Below are 16,103 nucleotides of genomic sequence, written 5' to 3'. Positions count from 1 at the left end.
GTGAAGCCAGGGCGGGCTGGACGCCATAGTCATGGGACGTACAGGAAAAGGTCGGTCGTTGTGCACCCCCGCACATCTATGCGTCAAGTAGCACGATGTGCCTCACTGTTTGGCTAGACGCGGCATTTTTGCAGGTCAACAGCGAAAATGTCGGTGTTTGTCTGTCTAAGGCGAGGGGGAGATTTCCCACCGATAGCTACGGAGAGTAGTCGAGAGGTATCAGGGAGAAACGCAATGTACAGAAACGGACTCGTCCTCGCCGGGCTCGTCGGCGGGATGGTCATGTTCGGTGGCACCGCCCTCGCCGCGGCGCCCAGTGTCACCGCCGAGTCGCACATCCTGCCCGGCCCCAACCACGGCAAGGACGACGAGACGAAGTGGGACTTCGGCGAGTGGAACAACTTCGGTGAGGACAACGACATCCTCGACCTGGACCTCCTGAACGAGCTGCTCAGCAGTGTCCTGAGCGGCTGACGAGACGCCCTGATGGGGCCCGCCCGGCAAGGGGCGGGCCCCATCCGCGCGTTCAGAGCCGGGCTTGCACGAAGGACGCCTCGAAGGAGTTGCGGGCGATCCGGTCGAGCTGGTCGTCGGTCATCCCCAGCTCCCGCCGCAGCGCCTCGTAGTTGTCGTCCACGTAGCCGCCGAAGTAGGCGGGGTCGTCGGAGTTGACGGTCACGAGCAGGCCCTCGTCCAGCATCGCGGGCAGGATGTGGTCACGCAGGGACGGCACGGCGCGCAGCCGCACGTTCGACAGCGGGCACACGGTCAGCGGGATGCGCTCCGCCCGCAGCCTGGCCACGAGCTGCGGATCCTCCATCGCCCTGATGCCGTGGTCCACCCGCTCGACGCGCAGGATGTCCAGCGCCTCCCACACGTAGTCGGGCCCGCCCTCCTCGCCGGCGTGCGCCACCCGGTGCAGCCCCTCGCCGGCGGCGATCTCGAAGACCTTGCGGAACAACGACGGCGGGTACCCCACCTCCGCCGAGTCCAGCCCCACTCCGATGAAGTGCTCCCGGTACGGCAGCGCCGCCCGCAGCACCTGCTCGGCCTCCTCCGCGCCCCGGTCCCGCAGGAAGCACAGGATCAGCTCGGCCGACAGCTCGCTCTCCTTCAGCGCCGCCGACAGCCCGTCGAACACCACGTTCAGCGGCACGCCCCTGCTCAGATGCGCCTGCGGGTCGAAGAAGATCTCCGCGTGCCTGACCCCCTGCCCGGCGGCCCGCCGCAGGTAGGCGGCGGCCAGGTCGTGGAAGTCCGCCTCGGTGCGCAGGACGGCCATGTTCTCGTAGTACACGTCCAGGAACGACTGCAGGTTCGCGAAGGAGTAACGCGCGCGGATGGCCTCCACGTCGAAGGTGGGCAGGTGGATCCGGTTACGCCGGGCCAGCTCGACGACGAGCTCGGGCTCCAGGGTGCCCTCGATGTGCAGGTGGAGTTCCGCTTTGGGACGCATGCATGCAGTAAACCGGACCCCGGGGAGTGGCGGCATCGTGCGAACCTCTGAACTCTCCCGCTCTGAGCTGGCATAACATCAGATTTCATGAGGCTGTCGGATCTGCTCGCCCGCGAGGACCTACGGCTGACGCTGGTGACGGGCGCCGACGCCGTCGAGCGGGAGGTGCTGCGCGCGTACCCGACGGACCTGCCCGATCCCCGCCGCTACCTGCGCTCCGGCGATCTCGTGCTGACCAGCGGCGTCTGGTACGCCCAGCCGTCCGACTGCGAGCGCTTCGCCGACGCGCTGTGGGCGGCCGACGTCGCCGGCCTGGTCGTCGGCCTGATCGTGCTCGGCGAGCTGCCGGAGGCGCTGGTCGCGGCGTGCGAGCGCAGGCGGCTGCCGCTCCTGCTGGCCGCGCCCGACCAGGCGTTCGGCGCGATCAGCGAGGTGGTGACGGCCGACGGCTTCGCCGCCGAGCAGCGCAGGGCCGAGCGGGTCAGGGCGCAGACGCTGCTCGACGTGCTCGGTCACATCCCGCCGGGCGAGGTGTCGGCGCACCTGCGGCTGCTCGGCGCCGACCCCGGCCTGCCCACCGCCGCCATGGTGGTCACCCAGACCGGCGGGCCCGAGCTGGACCTGCCCGAGCTGCTGCACGAGGGGCTGGCGCGCAAGGGCCGCCACCTGGTCGTGGGTGGCACGCCGCGCGAGGCGGTCGTGCTGGTCAACGGCCGCGCCTCCCGCAAGAGCCTGTCGGACGAGCTGCGCGCCCTGATGGCAGCACGGCAGGAGGAGGAGACGCGGCGGCGCACGACGGGCGGACCCGCGACAGGCGCCTCAGGCAGGCACGCGGCGGGCGCCTCAGGTGGGCAGGCGGCGAGCGGCTCAGGCGGGCACGACGCGGACGTCCCAAGCGGGCGGGCGATCAGCATCGCGGCCGGGATCAGCGAGATGGCGGCCAGCGTGTCGCAGCTCGGCGAGGCCCTGGAGACGGCCAGACGCGGCATGGAGTCGGCCCGCGGCGGCCCCGGCCCTGTGTCGATCATGTCGGTGGCCGACATCGACAGCTTCGACCTGCTGCTGGCCTCGCTCCCGACGAGCATGCGCCGCTCGTTCCGCGACCACCTGCTCGGCCCCGTCGAGGAGTACGACGCCCGGCACGGCTCCGAGCTGCTGCGCACGCTCGACACCTTCCTGGAGACGTGCGGCTCCTGGCAGCGCACGGCCGACGAGCTGTACGTGCACGTCAACACGTTGCGCTACCGGATGCAGCGGATCGAGGAGCTCACCGGCCGGCGGATGTCGTCGATGCGCGACCGTACGGACCTCTACCTGGCGCTCAGGTCAGGGCAGGCGGCCCGCGACGACCAGGCCCCGTGAGACGACGGCCACGATGTTCTCCGTGGCCAGGTCCTCGATGCGCTCCCACGGCCGGCCGCGCAGCACGATCAGGTCGGCGCCCAGCCCCTGCGCGACCCTGCCGACGGGCATGCCGATCGAGTCGGCCGCGTCGGAGGTGGCCGCGCGCAGCGCCGACTCCGCGTCGATGCCGAGGATCCGCGTCATGTGCACGACCTCGGCGAGCTGGTCGCCGAACTGCACGTGGTGCCCGTTGGCGTCGGTGCCCAGCACGAACCGCACGCCCAGCGCCGCGGCCTGGGCCAGCAGCACGTCGCGGGTGGCGACCAGCTCGGCGGCCTTGGCCATCGCCTCGGCCGTGACGGGCACCCGGCCCTGCGCGATGGCCTCGTTGATCAGCAGCGTGGGCGCCACCGGCGTGCGGCGGGCGGCCAGCGTCTCGGCCAGGTCCCGGCTCATCAGCGTGCCGTGCTCGATCGAGTCGACGCCTTCCTCGACGGCGACGCGGATGCCGTCCTCGGAGTGCGCGTGCGAGGCGACGAGCATGCCGAGCGCGTGCGCCTCGTCCACCACGGCCCTGATCTCGTCGCGGGTGTAGTTGCGCCAGACGTTCTTGTCGCCGATGGACAGCACGCCGCCGCTGGTCGTCAGCTTGATGCCGTCCATGCCGGCCCTGGCCCAGGTCCGTACGAGCTTGCGGCACTCGTCGGGCCCGTCGGCCGTCGGCTTCCGCATCGGGAACGCTGGCGGCACGAACAGGTCGTTGTGCCCGGCCGTCATCCCCACGACACCGTGCACCTGGATGCGCGGCCCCGGCAGCACCCCGGCGTCGAAGACCCGGCGCAACGCGATCTGCGCCTCGTCGCCGGCCAGGTCGCGCAGCGTCGTGACGCCGTGCCGCATGGCCCGCTGGGCGTGTGCTGCGCCGTGCAGCACCTGCTCGTCGCGGGTGGTGGTCAGCGGCCAGGTCGCGAAGTCGGGCGGTTCGCCGGGCCCGGCGTAGCCGACGAGGTGGACGTGCGTGTCCACCAGGCCGGGCAGCACGCACAGGTCGCCGTGGCGCGGCGCGGCGGCGGGGCCGACACCGGTGATCCGGTCGGGCTCCCAGGTCAGATCGACCGGGCCGCGGTATTCGGTACCGTCCCAAAGGGGGATTCCGTCGAGTCTCATCTCCCGCTCGACGCTACCGGAGCCCTTGGACGGCTGGAGGGATCTACGGTCCTCGCGCGGCGCTCTCGTAGGGACCTACAGGGGCCGCCAGCGGTTTTCCCGGGTTCCGGGGCCGGACCCCTTCCCTGGGCGGTGCTGTCCGAAACCACCGTCACACGATGGTAATAATCGATAGATACCGTCCTGACCTGCACGTTCTCGGCCGTTCAAGGAGAATTAATGGCTACCTTCGACCGTCGCGCGTTCCTGCGGACGACCGGTCTGGCCGGTCTGGCGCTCGGTCTGGCCGCTTGCGGGGAGTCCGCCCCGTCCGGAGGCGGAAGCGGAAGCGGCGGCGGATTCGGGTCGGTCAAGCTCCAGCTCTCCTGGAAGAAGAACGTCGAGTTCGCCGGCGAGTACTTCGCCGACACCAACGGCCACTTCAAGTCGGCCGGGTTCTCCCAGGTCGAGCTGCTGTCCGGCGGCGGCTCCGGCACCTCGGTCGAGTCCGGCCTGGCCACCGGGCGCTGCTGGGCGGGCCTGTCGGCACCGACCATCACCGCGCCCGCCGTGCTCCAGGGCGCGCCGCTGAAGATCGTCGGCGCGACGTTCCAGAAGAACCCGTTCGCCATCATCTCGCTGAGCAAGAACCCGATCGAGAAGGCCGAGGACCTCGTCGGCAAGAGGATCGGCGTCCAGGACTCCAACGAGCTGGTCTGGAACGCGCTGCTCAAGGCCAACGGCCTCGACGCCGCCAAGGTGACCAGGGTGCCGTTCCAGTCGGACCCGTCGATGCTCACCTCCGGCCAGCTCGACGGTTACGTGGGCTTCGTCACCAGCGGCCCGGTCAACCTGCGGATGAAGGGCCACGACCCGGCGTACCTGCTGCTCGCCGACGCCGGCCTGCCGCTGGTCGCCGAGACGTTCACCGTCACGCAGGAGACCATCGACAACGAGCGCGACAAGCTCAAGGCGTTCCTCACCGCCGAGATCAAGGGCTGGAAGGACGCCGTCGCCGACCCGGCCAAGGCCGCCGAGCTGGCCGCCACCGTCTACGGCAAGGACCAGAACCTCGACGTCAAGGAGCAGACCGAGGAGGCCAAGATGCAGAACGAGCTCGTCGTCACCGACGACGCCAAGGCCAACGGCCTGTTCACGATGACGCCCGAGCTGATCGAGCAGAACATCGAGTCGCTGGCCAAGGCCGGTCTGACCATCAAGGCCGAGCAGCTCTTCGACCTGTCGATCCTGAACGAGATCTACCAGGCCGACCCGAGCCTGAAGCTCTCATGAGCGGGATCAGCATCTCCGGGCTGAACAAGACCTTCGGCAAGGGCGTGACCGCCGTCGAGGGGGTGGATCTCCAGACGCCGAAGGGTTCCTTCCTGTCGCTGCTCGGCCCGTCCGGCTGCGGCAAGTCCACCGTGCTGCGCATCCTGGCCGGCCTGGAGGAGCCCACGGCGGGCGAGATCCGCGTCAACGGCGAGACGCCGCACGAACTGCGCAGGAGCCACCACCTCGGCATCGCCTTCCAGGACTCGGCGCTGCTCGCCTGGCGCAGCGTCGCGGCCAACATCCGGCTGCCGCTGGAGGTGGCCGGCATCAAGCCGGAGCCCGGCGTGATCGAGGACCTGATCAAGCTGGTCGGCCTGGAGGGCTTCGAGAAGGCCCGCCCGGCCGAGCTGTCCGGCGGCATGCGCCAGCGCGTTTCCATCGCCCGCGCGCTCGTGGTCAAGCCCAGCGTGCTGCTGCTCGACGAGCCCTTCGGCGCCCTGGACGACATGACCCGCCAGCGGCTCAACCTGGAGCTGCTGCGCATCTGGACGGAGAAGCCCGCCACCACGCTCATGGTCACCCACGGCATCGGCGAGGCGATCTTCCTGTCCGACCTGGTGGCCGTCATGAGCCCGCGCCCCGGACGGGTCGTGGAGATGGTGGAGATCGACCTGCCCCGCCCGCGTACGCCGGAGATGATGCGCACCCCCGAGTTCCACGCCTTCCACGACCACCTCAGCGACCTGCTGTTCGGGCACGGCTCATGAGGCGAGTCCAGGGGCTGGCCGGCGTCGTCGCCCTCGTCGCGATCTGGTGGCTGCTGGCGGCGACCGTGTTCGCCGACGGCGGCGCTGTGCCCACCCCTGCCGCGGTGCTGACGTCCATGGGCGCCGACGGCTGGGCCTTCTACGGCCCGAACGCCACCGCCACCCTGTCCGCCGCCGTCCAGGGCTTCCTGTGGGGCAACGGGCTGGCCATCGGCGTGGCCCTGCTGGTGCTGCTCGTGCCCAGGCTCGAAGCCGTCGCCACGCAGCTCGCGGTGATCAGCTACTGCATCCCGCTGCTGGCCATCGGGCCGATCGTGCTGGTCGTCTTCGGCGGCGACGCGACCGTGGTGTTCCTCGCGGCCATCTCCGTCTTCTTCACCACGCTCATCGGCGCCCTGCTCGGGCTGCGCTCCGCCGACCGGACCAGCCTCGACCTCGTCACCGTGTACGGCGGCGGCCGCCTGGCCAGGCTCCGCTACGTCCAGGTCATCTCCGCCCTGCCCAGCACGTTCGCCGGCCTGAAGATCTCCGCCCCGTCGGCGCTGCTCGGTGCCATCATCGGCGAGTACCTCGGCAGCAACGACCAGGGGCTCGGCGTCTCCCTGATGATCTCCCAGCAGCAGTTCCAGGTGCCGCGCACCTGGGGCCTCGCGCTGGTGGCCGGCCTGATCGCGGGCCTCGGGTACGCGCTCGTGGCGCTCCTCGCCCGCGTGGTCACCCCCTGGTCGAGAGGGGAGGCCGCGTCATGATCGGCCGTACCGTGCTGCGCATCGTCGGGCCGCTGGCGCCGTCGGTCGTCATCGTCGTGGCCGCCTGGTGGCTGGCGCTGGAGGCGTTCGGCATCAGCCCGCTCGTGGGCAAGCGCCCGCCGCAGGTCTGGGAGTACCTGACGTCCTCGCAGGCCCACAGGGAGGCCGTGTTCGGCGCGCTGGGCATCACGATCAGGGACGCGACCATCGGATTCGTCGCCGGCATGGTCGCCGCGATCGCCGTCGCCGTCGCGTTCGTGCTGTTCAGGGCCGTCGAGCAGACGTTCATGCCGGTCGCCATGCTGCTGCGTTCGGTGCCGCTGGTGGTGATGACGCCGCTGATCACGCTGATCTTCGGCCGTGAGCTGCTCGGGGTGGCCGTCATCGGCGGCATCGTGGTGTTCTTCCCCGCGCTGGTGAACATCGCCTTCGGGCTGCGCTCCGCCTCGCCGCAGGCCACCGACCTGATCATGGCGTACGGCGGCAACCGCCTCACCGTCCTGCGCAAGGTGGCGGTGCCCACGGCCATGCCGTCGGTGTTCGCCTCGGCCAGGATCTCCGTGCCCGCCTCCATCATCGGCGCGCTGATCGCCGAGTGGCTGGCCACCGGGGAGGGCATCGGGGCCGAGATCCTGCGCGCGATCGGCGGGTTCCGCTACGACGAGGTGTGGGCGGACATCGTGGTCGTCACCGGGGTGTCGATCCTGGCGTACGCGGTCGTGGGGGTCGTCGAGTCGCTCGTCCTGGCCCGCTTCTCGGACCGCCGCCCGGAGTAGCCCGGAGTCGCGGAGTGCGCTGGTTGTGCGGACCCGGCCGCGGTCCTGTGTGCGGGGGGAGGCGCGGCCGGGTCCGCCCGGAGGGGAGCGCATGGGCGTGCGGTGGGAACCGGCTCGGGGTGGGGCCGGTGAAAGCCCGTCGCTCCCTTGGTCGGGGGAGTGGTGCTGGTGCTAACGCGTGCCGAAGTCCTGTGTCCAGGTGGGGCCCTTGGCGTTGTGCCCGACCCCGATGTGGGTGAACGCGCAGTTCATGATGTTGGCCCGGTGTCCCGGGCTGTCGAGCCAGGCCTTGACCACGGCGGCGGCGGAGGGCTGGCCCTTGGCGATGTTCTCGCCGGCCTGGCGAAAGACGAAGCCGGTCGCCTTGATCCGCTGGTCGAAGGTGCGGCCGTCGCGCGAGGTGTGCGAGAAGTAGTTGTTGCGCGCCATGTCCGCCGAGTGGCGCTCGGCGGCCAGGTGCAGCTTGGCGTCGTGGACGAGGGGGCGGCAGCCGTTCTTGGCCCTGGCGGCGTTGGTGAGGGAGACGACCGCCGTCTCGGGCGCCGAGGAGAAGCTCCCGCCGGCGGCGGGCCGCCCGCACGACAGCTTGACCGAGCGTGACTGGCTGGTGCGACCCTGCGAGTCGAGCGCGACCGTGTAGTAGCGGCGCGGGGTGGCGGCGCAGGCCACCTTGGCGGTGATCCGGCCGTTGCCGACGATCTGTGAGCCGCTCTTGACGACCCGGTCGGGGCCGGAGACGGCGACCTTGATGCGTACCCTCAGCCGGGCCTGGTCGGCGCAGCCGGACCGCGCGGCGGTCGCGCGCACCTTGCCCTGGACGACGGACGGCTTGACCGCGAGCACGCGGCACGCCTGCTGCCTGGCCTGGGACGCGGCGTTCCGCGTGCCGGTGGCCTGCGCGGTGGTGGCCGACTCTGCGGAGGCGGAGGCGGAAATGGGGAGGCTCAGTGCCGCCAGACAACCGGCACAGGCCACGGCCTGGAGCTCTCTACGCATTCCGTCCTCCGGATGAGGGATTCGACTGTGCGTCGAACCCGCATTCTGGTCCCCCCAAGTCGGCTATGTACGGAAATCGCCGAGCGAACTTGGAGCTCCAAGTAGCTGAATCGTAATGTCACCTACTCTGATCTCGGTAAACCACAGCGGCCCCCTGCGCGTCAGGGGGCCGCTGATTTTTTTACGTCAGCACGGTGCTAGCACTGCGCCGGCTTGAGCCACGAGCACTCCAGGTCGCCCGTCGCGCCCCCGGCGGCGCTGCGGAGCCCGGCGGTGTCTCCCGCCGCCGCCGACCGCGAGAACTGGGCGAGCCGGACGGCGATCTTGTCCTCGATGTCCTTCGGCGAAGCCGACAGGTACTGGTTGAGCATGATCGAGAAGATCAGCGGCTCGCCGTCGGCGCTCGTCACGTAGCCGGACAGCGAGGTGACGCCGGTGAGCGAGCCGGTCTTGGCGTGCACGTTGTTCTCGGCGGGCGTGCCGCGCATCCGGCTGCGCAGGGTGCCGCCGGTGAACCGGTCGGCGTTGCCCGCGATGGGCAGGGACTCGTACCAGGTGGAGAACCACGGCTTGGCGCGTACGGCCGACAGGAGCTGCACGATCGAGCCCGGCGAGAAGCCGTCGCGGCGCGACAGGCCCGAGCCGTCCCGCATGTTGATCACCTGGACGCCGTTCGTCTTGGCGAAGTCGGTGCTCACCTTCAGGCCCGCCGACCAGGTGCCCTGGTTCGACACCTGGCGGCCCATGGCCTTGGTGAGGATCTCGGCGTGGATGTTGTTGCTCAGCTTCATGAACGGCACGAGCAGCTCGCCCAGCGTCATCGACTCGTGCTTGGCCAGCTCCTTGGCCCCCGAGGGCGCGGCGCCGGCGGTCGTCGGCCCGAGCACCTTGACGCCGTGCTTGGCCAGCGACTTGCGGAACAGCGAGGAGACGTAGGCCGTGGGGTCGTCCACCGCCACCCACTCCTGGTACGGGTCCGCGACCGTGCCGGTGATCACCACCGTGCGGGTGCCGTGCTGCCGCTCGATGAGCACGTCCGTCTCGGCGCCCGCCGTGGCCTTGTTGACGATCTTCAGGTAGTCGGTCTCCGGCGTGGTGGACACCTTGACCCGGTCGCCGTCGGCGGCCACGGACACGATCACCGAGCCCGCGTCGTAGTCCCTGTCGGGCGAGGCCGTCAGCGCCGAGATCGGCGCCGCGTAGTAGGCGGTCTCGTCGTCCCAGGACCAGTCGTTGCCGAGCCGCTGGGAGTCGAACCAGGTGTCGTCGGCCACCAGTTTGCCGGTGACGACCTTGATGCCCGCCTCGGCGACCTCGGACGCCAGCGCGTCGTAGTCCTCGGCCAGCATGGTCGGGTCGCCGGTGCCGCGCAGCACCAGGTCGCCGGTCAGCAGCGAGCCCGCCTTGCGGCCGGTGCTCAGCACGGTGGTCGGGAAGCGGTAGTCCAGGCCGAGCGTCTCCGCCGCCGCGGCCGAGGTGAACAGCTTGGTGTTGGAGGCCGGGGTCAGGAGCTTGCCGGCGTCGGTGGCGTACAGCTCCTCGCCGGTCTGGGCGCTCTTGACCACGACGCCCGCCCTGGCGATCGTGAGCCGCGAGTCGCTGAGGATCTGGTTGATGTCCTGGGTCAGGTCCGCCACGCCCACGGAGGGGTCGAGCGCGACGGCCGGGGTGGAGGGTCCTGACGCCCACGCGAGGGCCGCGACGAGCGCGCCCGCGACGAGGGAGGCTGAGGTGCGCCGCATGGGGTCTCCAAGTGACTGGGGAAACGCATGGAAGCATGGATCAGCACAGTCAGCCTGTAATCCGCAAATATCCGTATTTATGGTCGGTCAGGTGGGCTGTTCCGACGTCTCGGGCCGCCGCTCCGGCGTCTACGTCGGCTGCTCCGACGTCACCATGAACCCGCAGTCGCCGAACGAGACCTCGTCGCCCGACCTCACCCGTGCCGGCCCCACCAGCCGCCACCCGTTGAGCCGGGTGCCGTTGAGCGAGCCGAGGTCCACCAGCATCCACCCGCCGTCACCCTCGCGCCGCAGCTCGGCGTGCACCCGGGAGACCGTCAGGTCCGACAGCACGAGATCGCAGGCCGACCCGCGGCCCACCACGTAACGCAGGCGCTCGTCGTCCGGCAGCGCCAGCCGGGGCAGCCGCGGCCGGCGCCAGGCGGACTGCAGCTTGGTGGTGAACTCGGAGACCGAGGAGACGGCGTCGGTCAGCCGCTGCCGGAGCGTGGCCCGCCGCGGCAGGTCCGCGACCAGCTCGTCGAGCTCGACCTGGTGACGCGCCCGCAGGGCCTGGTCGACCCGGCCCACGAAGGTGTCGTGCGAGATGCGGCCCTCCACGGCGCGTTCCTTGAGCTCGTCGATCGCACGGTCACGTTCCCCATCTGAGGCGCGAAAGGGCGGATGCGTGGAGCTCATAGAGCGAGTATCGGCCTCAACCTCGGCCCCTGTCCAGAATACGCGGATCCGGTTGCCATAGGCATACTCAGTATGCATACTCAGTATCCATGTCGATCAGGCACGGGCTGCTCTCTCTGCTGAGCAGCGGACCGAGATACGGCTACCAGCTACGGGTGGAGTTCGAGGCGTCCACGGGGGCGACCTGGCCGCTGAACATCGGCCAGGTCTACACGACGCTCTCCCGCCTGGAGCGCGACGGACTCGTCGCGCCCGGTGGTGCCGATGAGCAGGGCCGCGCGGTCTACACGATCACCGAGGCCGGTCGGGAGGAGCTGGCGCGATGGTTCAGCACCCCCGTCGCGCAGACCGACCGGCCTCGGGACGAGCTCGCGATCAAAATCGCGATGGCCGTGGCGGGCGACGTGGACGTCGCCGAGGTCATCCACACCCAGCGCACCGCCACCATGCGCGCGCTGCAGGAGCTCACGAGGGCCAAGCGAGCCGCCGGCGGCGGGCTCGCGCAGCGGCTGGTGCTGGATTCGTTGATCTTCAAGGCCGAGGCGGAGCAGCGCTGGCTGGACCACTGCGAGGCCGTTTCCAAGGAGAAGAACCGATGAGTGTGGTCGAGTTGCGGGACGTCACCCGCGAGCACGGTCAGGTGCACGCGTTGAGGGGAGTGAGCCTGGAGGTCGCGGCGGGCGAGCTGGTCGCGGTCATGGGGCCGTCAGGGTCGGGCAAGTCCACCCTGCTCAACCTGGCGGGCGGCCTCGACCGCCCCACCACGGGGACGGTGGTGGTCGAGGGCGAGGACCTGTCCAGGGTCAAGGACCTGGCGGCGCTCAGGCGCGGCCACGTCGGCTACGTCTTCCAGGACCTGAACCTCATCCCGTCCCTGACCGCCGCCGAGAACGTGATGCTGCCGAGGGAGCTCGACGGCGTGCGCGCCGGACAGGCCCGCGCCGAGGCGCTGGCCGTGCTGGCGGAGACGGGCGCGGCGGAGATCGCCGACCGCTTCCCCGAGGAGCTGTCCGGCGGCCAGCGCCAGCGCGTGGCCATCGCCAGGGCGCTGGTCGGCGAGCGGCGGCTGCTGCTGGCCGACGAGCCGACCGGCGCCCTCGACACCGCCACCGGCGACGAGATCCTGGAGCTGCTGCGGGCCCGCTGCGACGCGGGCGCGGCGGTGCTGCTCGTCACCCACGAGCCGCGCTACGCCGCCTGGGCCGACCGGGTGATCTACCTGCGTGACGGGCTGGTCGCCGAGTCGAGCGCCGTGCGGCTGGAGAGCGCCAGATGAGCGCGTTCCGCGCCGCGCTGCGCATCTCCCGCAGGGACGCCGTGCGCGCCAAGGGCCGCACCGCCCTCGTCCTGGTCATGATCGGCCTGCCCGTCCTGGTCATCACGGCGCTGCTGACGCTTTCCAGCACCACGGAGCTGAACGTGCGTGAGGAACTGCCGTCCCGCCTGGGCCCGACCGCCGACGCGGCCGTCTACTCCCAGGCGAGCAGGATCCCCATCACCCAGGATCCCGCCGGCCGCTCCGGCCAGCAGGCCATCGACGAGGTCGGCCGCCCGCCCAAGTGGACGGACGCCGAGGTGGCACGCCTGATCGGCGGCCGGGTCATCCCGTTCTACCTGTACTCCGCCGAGGCCCGCCTCCAGGACGGTTTCGACCGCGTGGAGCTGCTGGAGGTGGATCTGCGCGACCGGCTCGGCGCCGGTCTGCGAACCCTGACCGACGGCAGGCTCCCGGCCACCCCGCAGGAGATCGCGGTCACCCCCGCGCTGCTCGACCGCGGCGTGAGCGTCGGCGGCATTCTCCAGCTCACCAGGAGCGGCGAGCCCAAGCGCGTGGTCGGCGTCGTGCGGAACCCGACCAGGCCCGGCGTCCTGGAGGTCGTCGGCCTGTACGGGTCGGTGCTGCACACGAAGACGGACCCGCAGGGCAACGGCTGGCTCGCCGACACCCCGGCGCCGGTCACCTGGCAGAAGGTGCGCGAGCTGAACCAGGCAGGCCTGCGTGTGGCCTCCCGCGCGGTGATCGAGAGCCCGCGCGCGGAGCAGCACAGATACACGCACGCCAGCCCGGAGACGCCGTTGTGGCTGGCCATCGGCGTGCTGCTCGTCGTCACCGAGACGGTCCTGCTGGCCGGCCCCGCGTTCGCGGTCGGGCTGCGGCGGCGCAGGCGGGAGCTGGCGACCATCGCCGCGCAGGGCGGTTCCCCAGGGCATCTGCGGACGATCGTGCTGGCCGACGGCCTGGTGCTGGGCGGCGTGGCCGCGCTGGCGGGCGTCGTGCTGGGCATCGGCGCGGGGGCGCTGGCGGAGTCGATCGCGGCGCGCTGGCTCGACTGGCGCAGCGGCCCGATCGACGTGCCGTGGGCGCAGGTGCTCGGCGTGGCCGCGCTCGGCCTGACCAGCGCGCTGGTCGCGGCCGTGGCCCCGGCCGTGCGGGCGGCGCGGCAGAGCCCCGCGCGGGTGCTCGCCGGCCGCCCCGACGAGCTGCGCGAACGCGCGGCCCGCCCGCTGGCCGGCGTCGTGCTGCTGGTGCTCGGGCTGGGCGCGACGATCTTCGTCTCGTCCCGGCGGGAGCTGCTGGTGGTGGCGGCGTCCACGGTGGTCCTGTTCGCGCTGATCATGTTGACGCCGTGGCTCGTCCGCCGCAGCGCGCTGCCGGCCGCGCGCCTGCCGCTGCCCGCGCGTCTGTCGGTCAGGGACGCCACCCGGCACCGGGCCCGCACCGTCTCGGCGGTGGCCGCCGTCATGGCCGCCACGATGGCCGCCGTCACCGTCAGCCTCGCCTTCACCAGCTACTACGCCACGCAGAGGGAGCGCTTCCTGCTCGACGCCCCCGAGGGAACCCTGATCGTGAGCGCCGACGACCTCGACGAGCCGACCTGGTCGAGGCTGCGCGCCGTGACCGAGGAGAAGGTGCGCGGCGCGAGCCTCGTCACCGGGCTGCGGGCCGTGGACGGCGGCGGACGCAGCATGACTCCCATGGTCCAGCCCGCGCCCGGCCCCTGCGCCGGCGAGTGCCCCGTCTACTACGACGTGCCGATCGGTGACGACCGGCTGCTCGCCCTGTTCCAGGGGCGGCGTGATCCGCAGGCGGCGGCGGCGCTCGCGGCGGGCAAGGCCGTGGTGTTCGACCCCCGCCTGATCAGCGGCGGCACGATCAGCGTGTCATGGTCGCGGGTGGGCGAGGAGCGCTCAGGCAAGGGCCCCTTCCGGGTGCCCGCCGTGGTGGCGAGGGCGGCGCATGAGGGTCAGGGCGGCCTGATCCTGCCCCCTTCGGCCGTGACGTCGGCCGGGTTCGAGACGGCCGAGCGGCGTGTCTACGTCCGGAGCGTCTCGGAGGGCATCCTGCGCGACCAGGAGGAGGTGGAGCGCTTCGGCCGCGATCTCCAGGCGGTCGCCCGCACCGCGTTCGTGAACCTGACCTCGGACTACACCGAGGAGAAGATCGCGATCGTGCTCGCGGTGGCGCTGGCCGGGTCGGTGGTCCTGGTGCTCGGCGGCACGTTCGCCGCGACCGGGCTGGCCGTCGCCGACATGCGCCGCGACCTCGACACCCTGTCCGCCGTGGGCGGCAGGCCGATGACGCGCAGGCTGGTGGTCGCGGCCCAGGCGGGCTACCTCGCCGGGCTCGGCGCGGCCGTGGGCCTGGTGGCGGGGGCGGTCACGGGAGGCGCGCTGTCCCGGTCGATGATGTCCGCGCTGCCCGGCGGCGGCACGGTCGTGGTGCCGTGGGCGTTCCTGGCGGTGCTCGTGCTCGGCCTGCCCCTGCTCGCGGCGCTGCTGTCGGGCCTGGTCACTCGGACGCGGATGGAGCAGGCACGGCGGGTGGCGTGAGCCGGTACTTCAGCGTGATCAGCGCCGAGGCGAAGATGATCAGTGCGGGGATCAGGGTCTGACCGATGAGGACCGCGGTCACCGCGCTGTCCGGCTGCTGCACGGGGTTGCTCGGCTCGGACGGGATGAAGCCGCCGATCGACAGGATGATGCCGAAGATCAGCGCGCCGAACGCGCTGAAGCCGCTCTCGATGGCCGTCCACAGGCCGGTCAGCACCCCGGCCCGCCGCTTGCCCGTCTCGGCCGCGTCCACCGCGATCACGTCCGCGAGCATCGAGAACTGCATGAGCTGGAGCCCCGCGTACCCGACGCCGACCAGCAGGATCGTGAGGTGCGCCCACACCGGGCCGAACAGCGGCGTGGCCATGGCCGCGAGCGTGCCGCCGCCGAACAGCAGCACGGCCAGGAGCATCGCGCCGCGCTTGTCGAAGCGCCTGGCCACCCGCACCCACAGCGGCATCGTCAGCAGGATCGGGCCGACCAGCGCGGCGAAGAGCGTCTGGGTGGCGCTGGCCGAGCCGAGCGTGTAGGTGGCGAAGTAGGGGGCGGCGGCCAGCATCATGCTGACGGCGAACATCTGCACGCAGGCCAGCACGGTCAGCCAGAGGAACGCCGAGTTCCCCTTGATCGCGGCGAACTGCTCGCGCCATCCGCCGGGGTCGGGCTCGGGGGCGCCGGTCATGGGGGCGCGGGCGGTGCCGAAGAACGAGCCGAGCATGGCCAGGAGCAGGATGGCCGAGATCACGACCGCCATCGTCCGGTAGCTGTCCAGCGTGCCCTCGCCGCCCTCGCTGGTCGCGATGGCGGGCGCCAGCACGCCGCTGATGGCGGTGGCCACGCCGACGAACACCATCCGCCACTGCAGCAGCGACGTGCGCTCGTGGTAGTCGTTCGTCATCTCGCCGGGCATCGCCTTGTACGGCACCTCGAACAGCGCGTACGCCGTCGCCGCGGCCAGGAAGCAGACCCCCACGTACAGCGCGGCGGGCACCCCGGTCAGCGGCGGCCCCGCGAAGACCAGGAAGAACATGATCGGCAGCGTGCAGGCCCCGGCCAGCAGCCACGGCCGGCGCGGCCCCCAGCGGGTGACGGTCCGGTCGGACCAGCGCCCCACGAGGGGGTTGATGATCAGGTCCCAGACCTTCGGCGCGCTGACGACGACGCCGGCCAGCCACGGGGGCACGGCCAGGAAGTTCGTCATGTAGAACAGCAGCAGCAGCCCCGGCACGCCGTTGAAGGTGGCCGTGCAGAACGAGCCGACGCCATAACCGAGGCGCACGCCCTTCGGGACGGAGGCCGTGCCCACCGCCGGTGTGATCATCCCCTCATTACAACTGAGCGAG

General features: G+C 71.3%; 15 protein-coding genes. 9 read left to right on the top strand and 6 right to left on the bottom strand.

The features are described 5' to 3' along the window. Window positions 1–234 precede the first annotated feature (234 nt). Entirely contained in the window at window positions 235–474 is a 240-nt protein-coding gene (locus FXF51_RS23990; protein ID WP_148436893.1) for a hypothetical protein, read from the top strand. 52 nt (window positions 475–526) lie between these two features. Here the strand turns inward: FXF51_RS23990 and FXF51_RS23985 are convergent, their stop codons facing one another. Beyond that, window positions 527–1,456: an adenosine deaminase gene (locus tag FXF51_RS23985; RefSeq protein WP_148436892.1), complete on the bottom strand. Its 930-nt coding sequence runs from the start codon at window positions 1,454–1,456 to the stop codon at window positions 527–529. Between the two features lie 87 nt (window positions 1,457–1,543). On the opposite strand from FXF51_RS23985, the gene FXF51_RS23980 reads away from it, so the two are divergent. Then, window positions 1,544–2,818, top strand: a complete 1,275-nt coding sequence (locus FXF51_RS23980) for a PucR family transcriptional regulator (RefSeq protein WP_148436891.1) — start codon at window positions 1,544–1,546, stop codon at window positions 2,816–2,818. Here the strand turns inward: FXF51_RS23980 and FXF51_RS23975 are convergent. Further along, entirely contained in the window at window positions 2,783–3,967 is a 1,185-nt protein-coding gene (locus FXF51_RS23975; RefSeq protein WP_148436890.1) for an amidohydrolase family protein, read from the bottom strand. The two genes, FXF51_RS23980 and FXF51_RS23975, sit on opposite strands and share 36 nt — an antisense overlap. A 219-nt stretch (window positions 3,968–4,186) precedes the next feature. Here FXF51_RS23975 and FXF51_RS23970 point away from each other — a divergent pair, with 219 nt between their 5' ends. From FXF51_RS23970 to FXF51_RS23955, 4 genes are read left to right on the top strand one after another with little or no spacing between them, the layout of a single operon-like run. Beyond that, window positions 4,187–5,239 (top strand): ABC transporter substrate-binding protein, encoded by a 1,053-nt coding sequence (locus FXF51_RS23970; RefSeq protein WP_148436889.1) that lies wholly within the window; start codon window positions 4,187–4,189, stop codon window positions 5,237–5,239. Next, the gene (locus tag FXF51_RS23965) at window positions 5,236–5,988 is read left to right on the top strand and encodes an ABC transporter ATP-binding protein (RefSeq protein WP_148436888.1); all 753 of its coding nucleotides are present in this window, start codon (window positions 5,236–5,238) and stop codon (window positions 5,986–5,988) included. The genes FXF51_RS23970 and FXF51_RS23965 overlap by 4 nt, the downstream gene beginning before the upstream one ends. Then, window positions 5,985–6,737 carry an ABC transporter permease gene (locus tag FXF51_RS23960; RefSeq protein ID WP_148436887.1) on the top strand — a complete coding sequence of 251 codons (753 nt, stop codon included), beginning with the start codon at window positions 5,985–5,987 and terminating at the stop codon, window positions 6,735–6,737. The genes FXF51_RS23965 and FXF51_RS23960 overlap by 4 nt, the downstream gene beginning before the upstream one ends. Beyond that, window positions 6,734–7,513, top strand: coding sequence for an ABC transporter permease (locus tag FXF51_RS23955; RefSeq protein ID WP_148436886.1), 780 nt, complete (start codon window positions 6,734–6,736; stop codon window positions 7,511–7,513). The genes FXF51_RS23960 and FXF51_RS23955 overlap by 4 nt, the downstream gene beginning before the upstream one ends. A 171-nt stretch (window positions 7,514–7,684) precedes the next feature. On the opposite strand, the gene FXF51_RS23950 is transcribed toward FXF51_RS23955, so the two are convergent. From FXF51_RS23950 to FXF51_RS23940, 3 genes are all read right to left on the bottom strand, one after another. Continuing rightward, window positions 7,685–8,509, bottom strand: a complete 825-nt coding sequence (locus tag FXF51_RS23950) for a CAP domain-containing protein (protein ID WP_148436885.1) — start codon at window positions 8,507–8,509, stop codon at window positions 7,685–7,687. 197 nt (window positions 8,510–8,706) lie between these two features. Further along, window positions 8,707–10,251, bottom strand: a complete 1,545-nt coding sequence (gene dacB / locus FXF51_RS23945) for a D-alanyl-D-alanine carboxypeptidase/D-alanyl-D-alanine-endopeptidase (protein WP_148436884.1) — start codon at window positions 10,249–10,251, stop codon at window positions 8,707–8,709. Between the two features lie 129 nt (window positions 10,252–10,380). After that, entirely contained in the window at window positions 10,381–10,929 is a 549-nt protein-coding gene (locus tag FXF51_RS23940) for a DUF1707 and FHA domain-containing protein (RefSeq protein WP_148436883.1), read from the bottom strand. A gap of 89 nt (window positions 10,930–11,018) precedes the next feature. Here FXF51_RS23940 and FXF51_RS23935 point away from each other — a divergent pair, with 89 nt between their 5' ends. The 3 genes from FXF51_RS23935 to FXF51_RS23925 are packed head-to-tail and all read left to right on the top strand — an operon-like array spanning window position 11,019 to window position 14,760. Continuing rightward, window positions 11,019–11,528, top strand: coding sequence for a PadR family transcriptional regulator (locus tag FXF51_RS23935; protein ID WP_148436882.1), 510 nt, complete (start codon window positions 11,019–11,021; stop codon window positions 11,526–11,528). Next, the gene (locus FXF51_RS23930) at window positions 11,525–12,205 is read left to right on the top strand and encodes an ABC transporter ATP-binding protein (RefSeq protein ID WP_148436881.1); all 681 of its coding nucleotides are present in this window, start codon (window positions 11,525–11,527) and stop codon (window positions 12,203–12,205) included. The genes FXF51_RS23935 and FXF51_RS23930 overlap by 4 nt, the downstream gene beginning before the upstream one ends. After that, window positions 12,202–14,760 carry an FtsX-like permease family protein gene (locus FXF51_RS23925; RefSeq protein ID WP_148436880.1) on the top strand — a complete coding sequence of 853 codons (2,559 nt, stop codon included), beginning with the start codon at window positions 12,202–12,204 and terminating at the stop codon, window positions 14,758–14,760. Before FXF51_RS23930 ends, FXF51_RS23925 begins: the two co-directional genes overlap by 4 nt. Here FXF51_RS23925 and FXF51_RS23920 read toward each other — a convergent pair. Continuing rightward, a complete protein-coding gene (locus tag FXF51_RS23920) occupies window positions 14,720–16,081 on the bottom strand; it encodes an MFS transporter (RefSeq protein WP_148436879.1) in 1,362 nt (453 codons plus the stop codon). The two genes, FXF51_RS23925 and FXF51_RS23920, sit on opposite strands and share 41 nt — an antisense overlap. Between the last annotated feature and the right edge of the window lie 22 nt (window positions 16,082–16,103).

Origin of the sequence: Nonomuraea sp. PA05 (assembly GCF_008086045.1) — a bacterium.
GTDB classification, from domain to species: domain Bacteria; phylum Actinomycetota; class Actinomycetes; order Streptosporangiales; family Streptosporangiaceae; genus Nonomuraea; species Nonomuraea monospora.
This window is presented reverse-complemented; position numbering and strand designations above follow the sequence as displayed.

Bases quoted from the DNA above. Each gene is read 5' to 3' on its own strand.
- dacB (WP_148436884.1), bottom strand. From the start codon at position 10,251: ATGCGGCGCACCTCAGCCTCCCTCGTCGCGGGCGCGCTCGTCGCGGCC.
- FXF51_RS23940 (WP_148436883.1), bottom strand. From the start codon at position 10,929: ATGAGCTCCACGCATCCGCCCTTTCGCGCCTCAGATGGGGAACGTGAC.
- FXF51_RS23935 (WP_148436882.1), top strand. From the start codon at position 11,019: ATGTCGATCAGGCACGGGCTGCTCTCTCTGCTGAGCAGCGGACCGAGA.
- FXF51_RS23985 (WP_148436892.1), bottom strand. From the start codon at position 1,456: ATGCGTCCCAAAGCGGAACTCCACCTGCACATCGAGGGCACCCTGGAG.
- FXF51_RS23965 (WP_148436888.1), top strand. From the start codon at position 5,236: ATGAGCGGGATCAGCATCTCCGGGCTGAACAAGACCTTCGGCAAGGGC.
- FXF51_RS23955 (WP_148436886.1), top strand. From the start codon at position 6,734: ATGATCGGCCGTACCGTGCTGCGCATCGTCGGGCCGCTGGCGCCGTCG.
- FXF51_RS23970 (WP_148436889.1), top strand. From the start codon at position 4,187: ATGGCTACCTTCGACCGTCGCGCGTTCCTGCGGACGACCGGTCTGGCC.
- FXF51_RS23960 (WP_148436887.1), top strand. From the start codon at position 5,985: ATGAGGCGAGTCCAGGGGCTGGCCGGCGTCGTCGCCCTCGTCGCGATC.
- FXF51_RS23950 (WP_148436885.1), bottom strand. From the start codon at position 8,509: ATGCGTAGAGAGCTCCAGGCCGTGGCCTGTGCCGGTTGTCTGGCGGCA.
- FXF51_RS23920 (WP_148436879.1), bottom strand. From the start codon at position 16,081: ATGATCACACCGGCGGTGGGCACGGCCTCCGTCCCGAAGGGCGTGCGC.
- FXF51_RS23990 (WP_148436893.1), top strand. From the start codon at position 235: ATGTACAGAAACGGACTCGTCCTCGCCGGGCTCGTCGGCGGGATGGTC.
- FXF51_RS23980 (WP_148436891.1), top strand. From the start codon at position 1,544: ATGAGGCTGTCGGATCTGCTCGCCCGCGAGGACCTACGGCTGACGCTG.
- FXF51_RS23930 (WP_148436881.1), top strand. From the start codon at position 11,525: ATGAGTGTGGTCGAGTTGCGGGACGTCACCCGCGAGCACGGTCAGGTG.
- FXF51_RS23925 (WP_148436880.1), top strand. From the start codon at position 12,202: ATGAGCGCGTTCCGCGCCGCGCTGCGCATCTCCCGCAGGGACGCCGTG.
- FXF51_RS23975 (WP_148436890.1), bottom strand. From the start codon at position 3,967: ATGAGACTCGACGGAATCCCCCTTTGGGACGGTACCGAATACCGCGGC.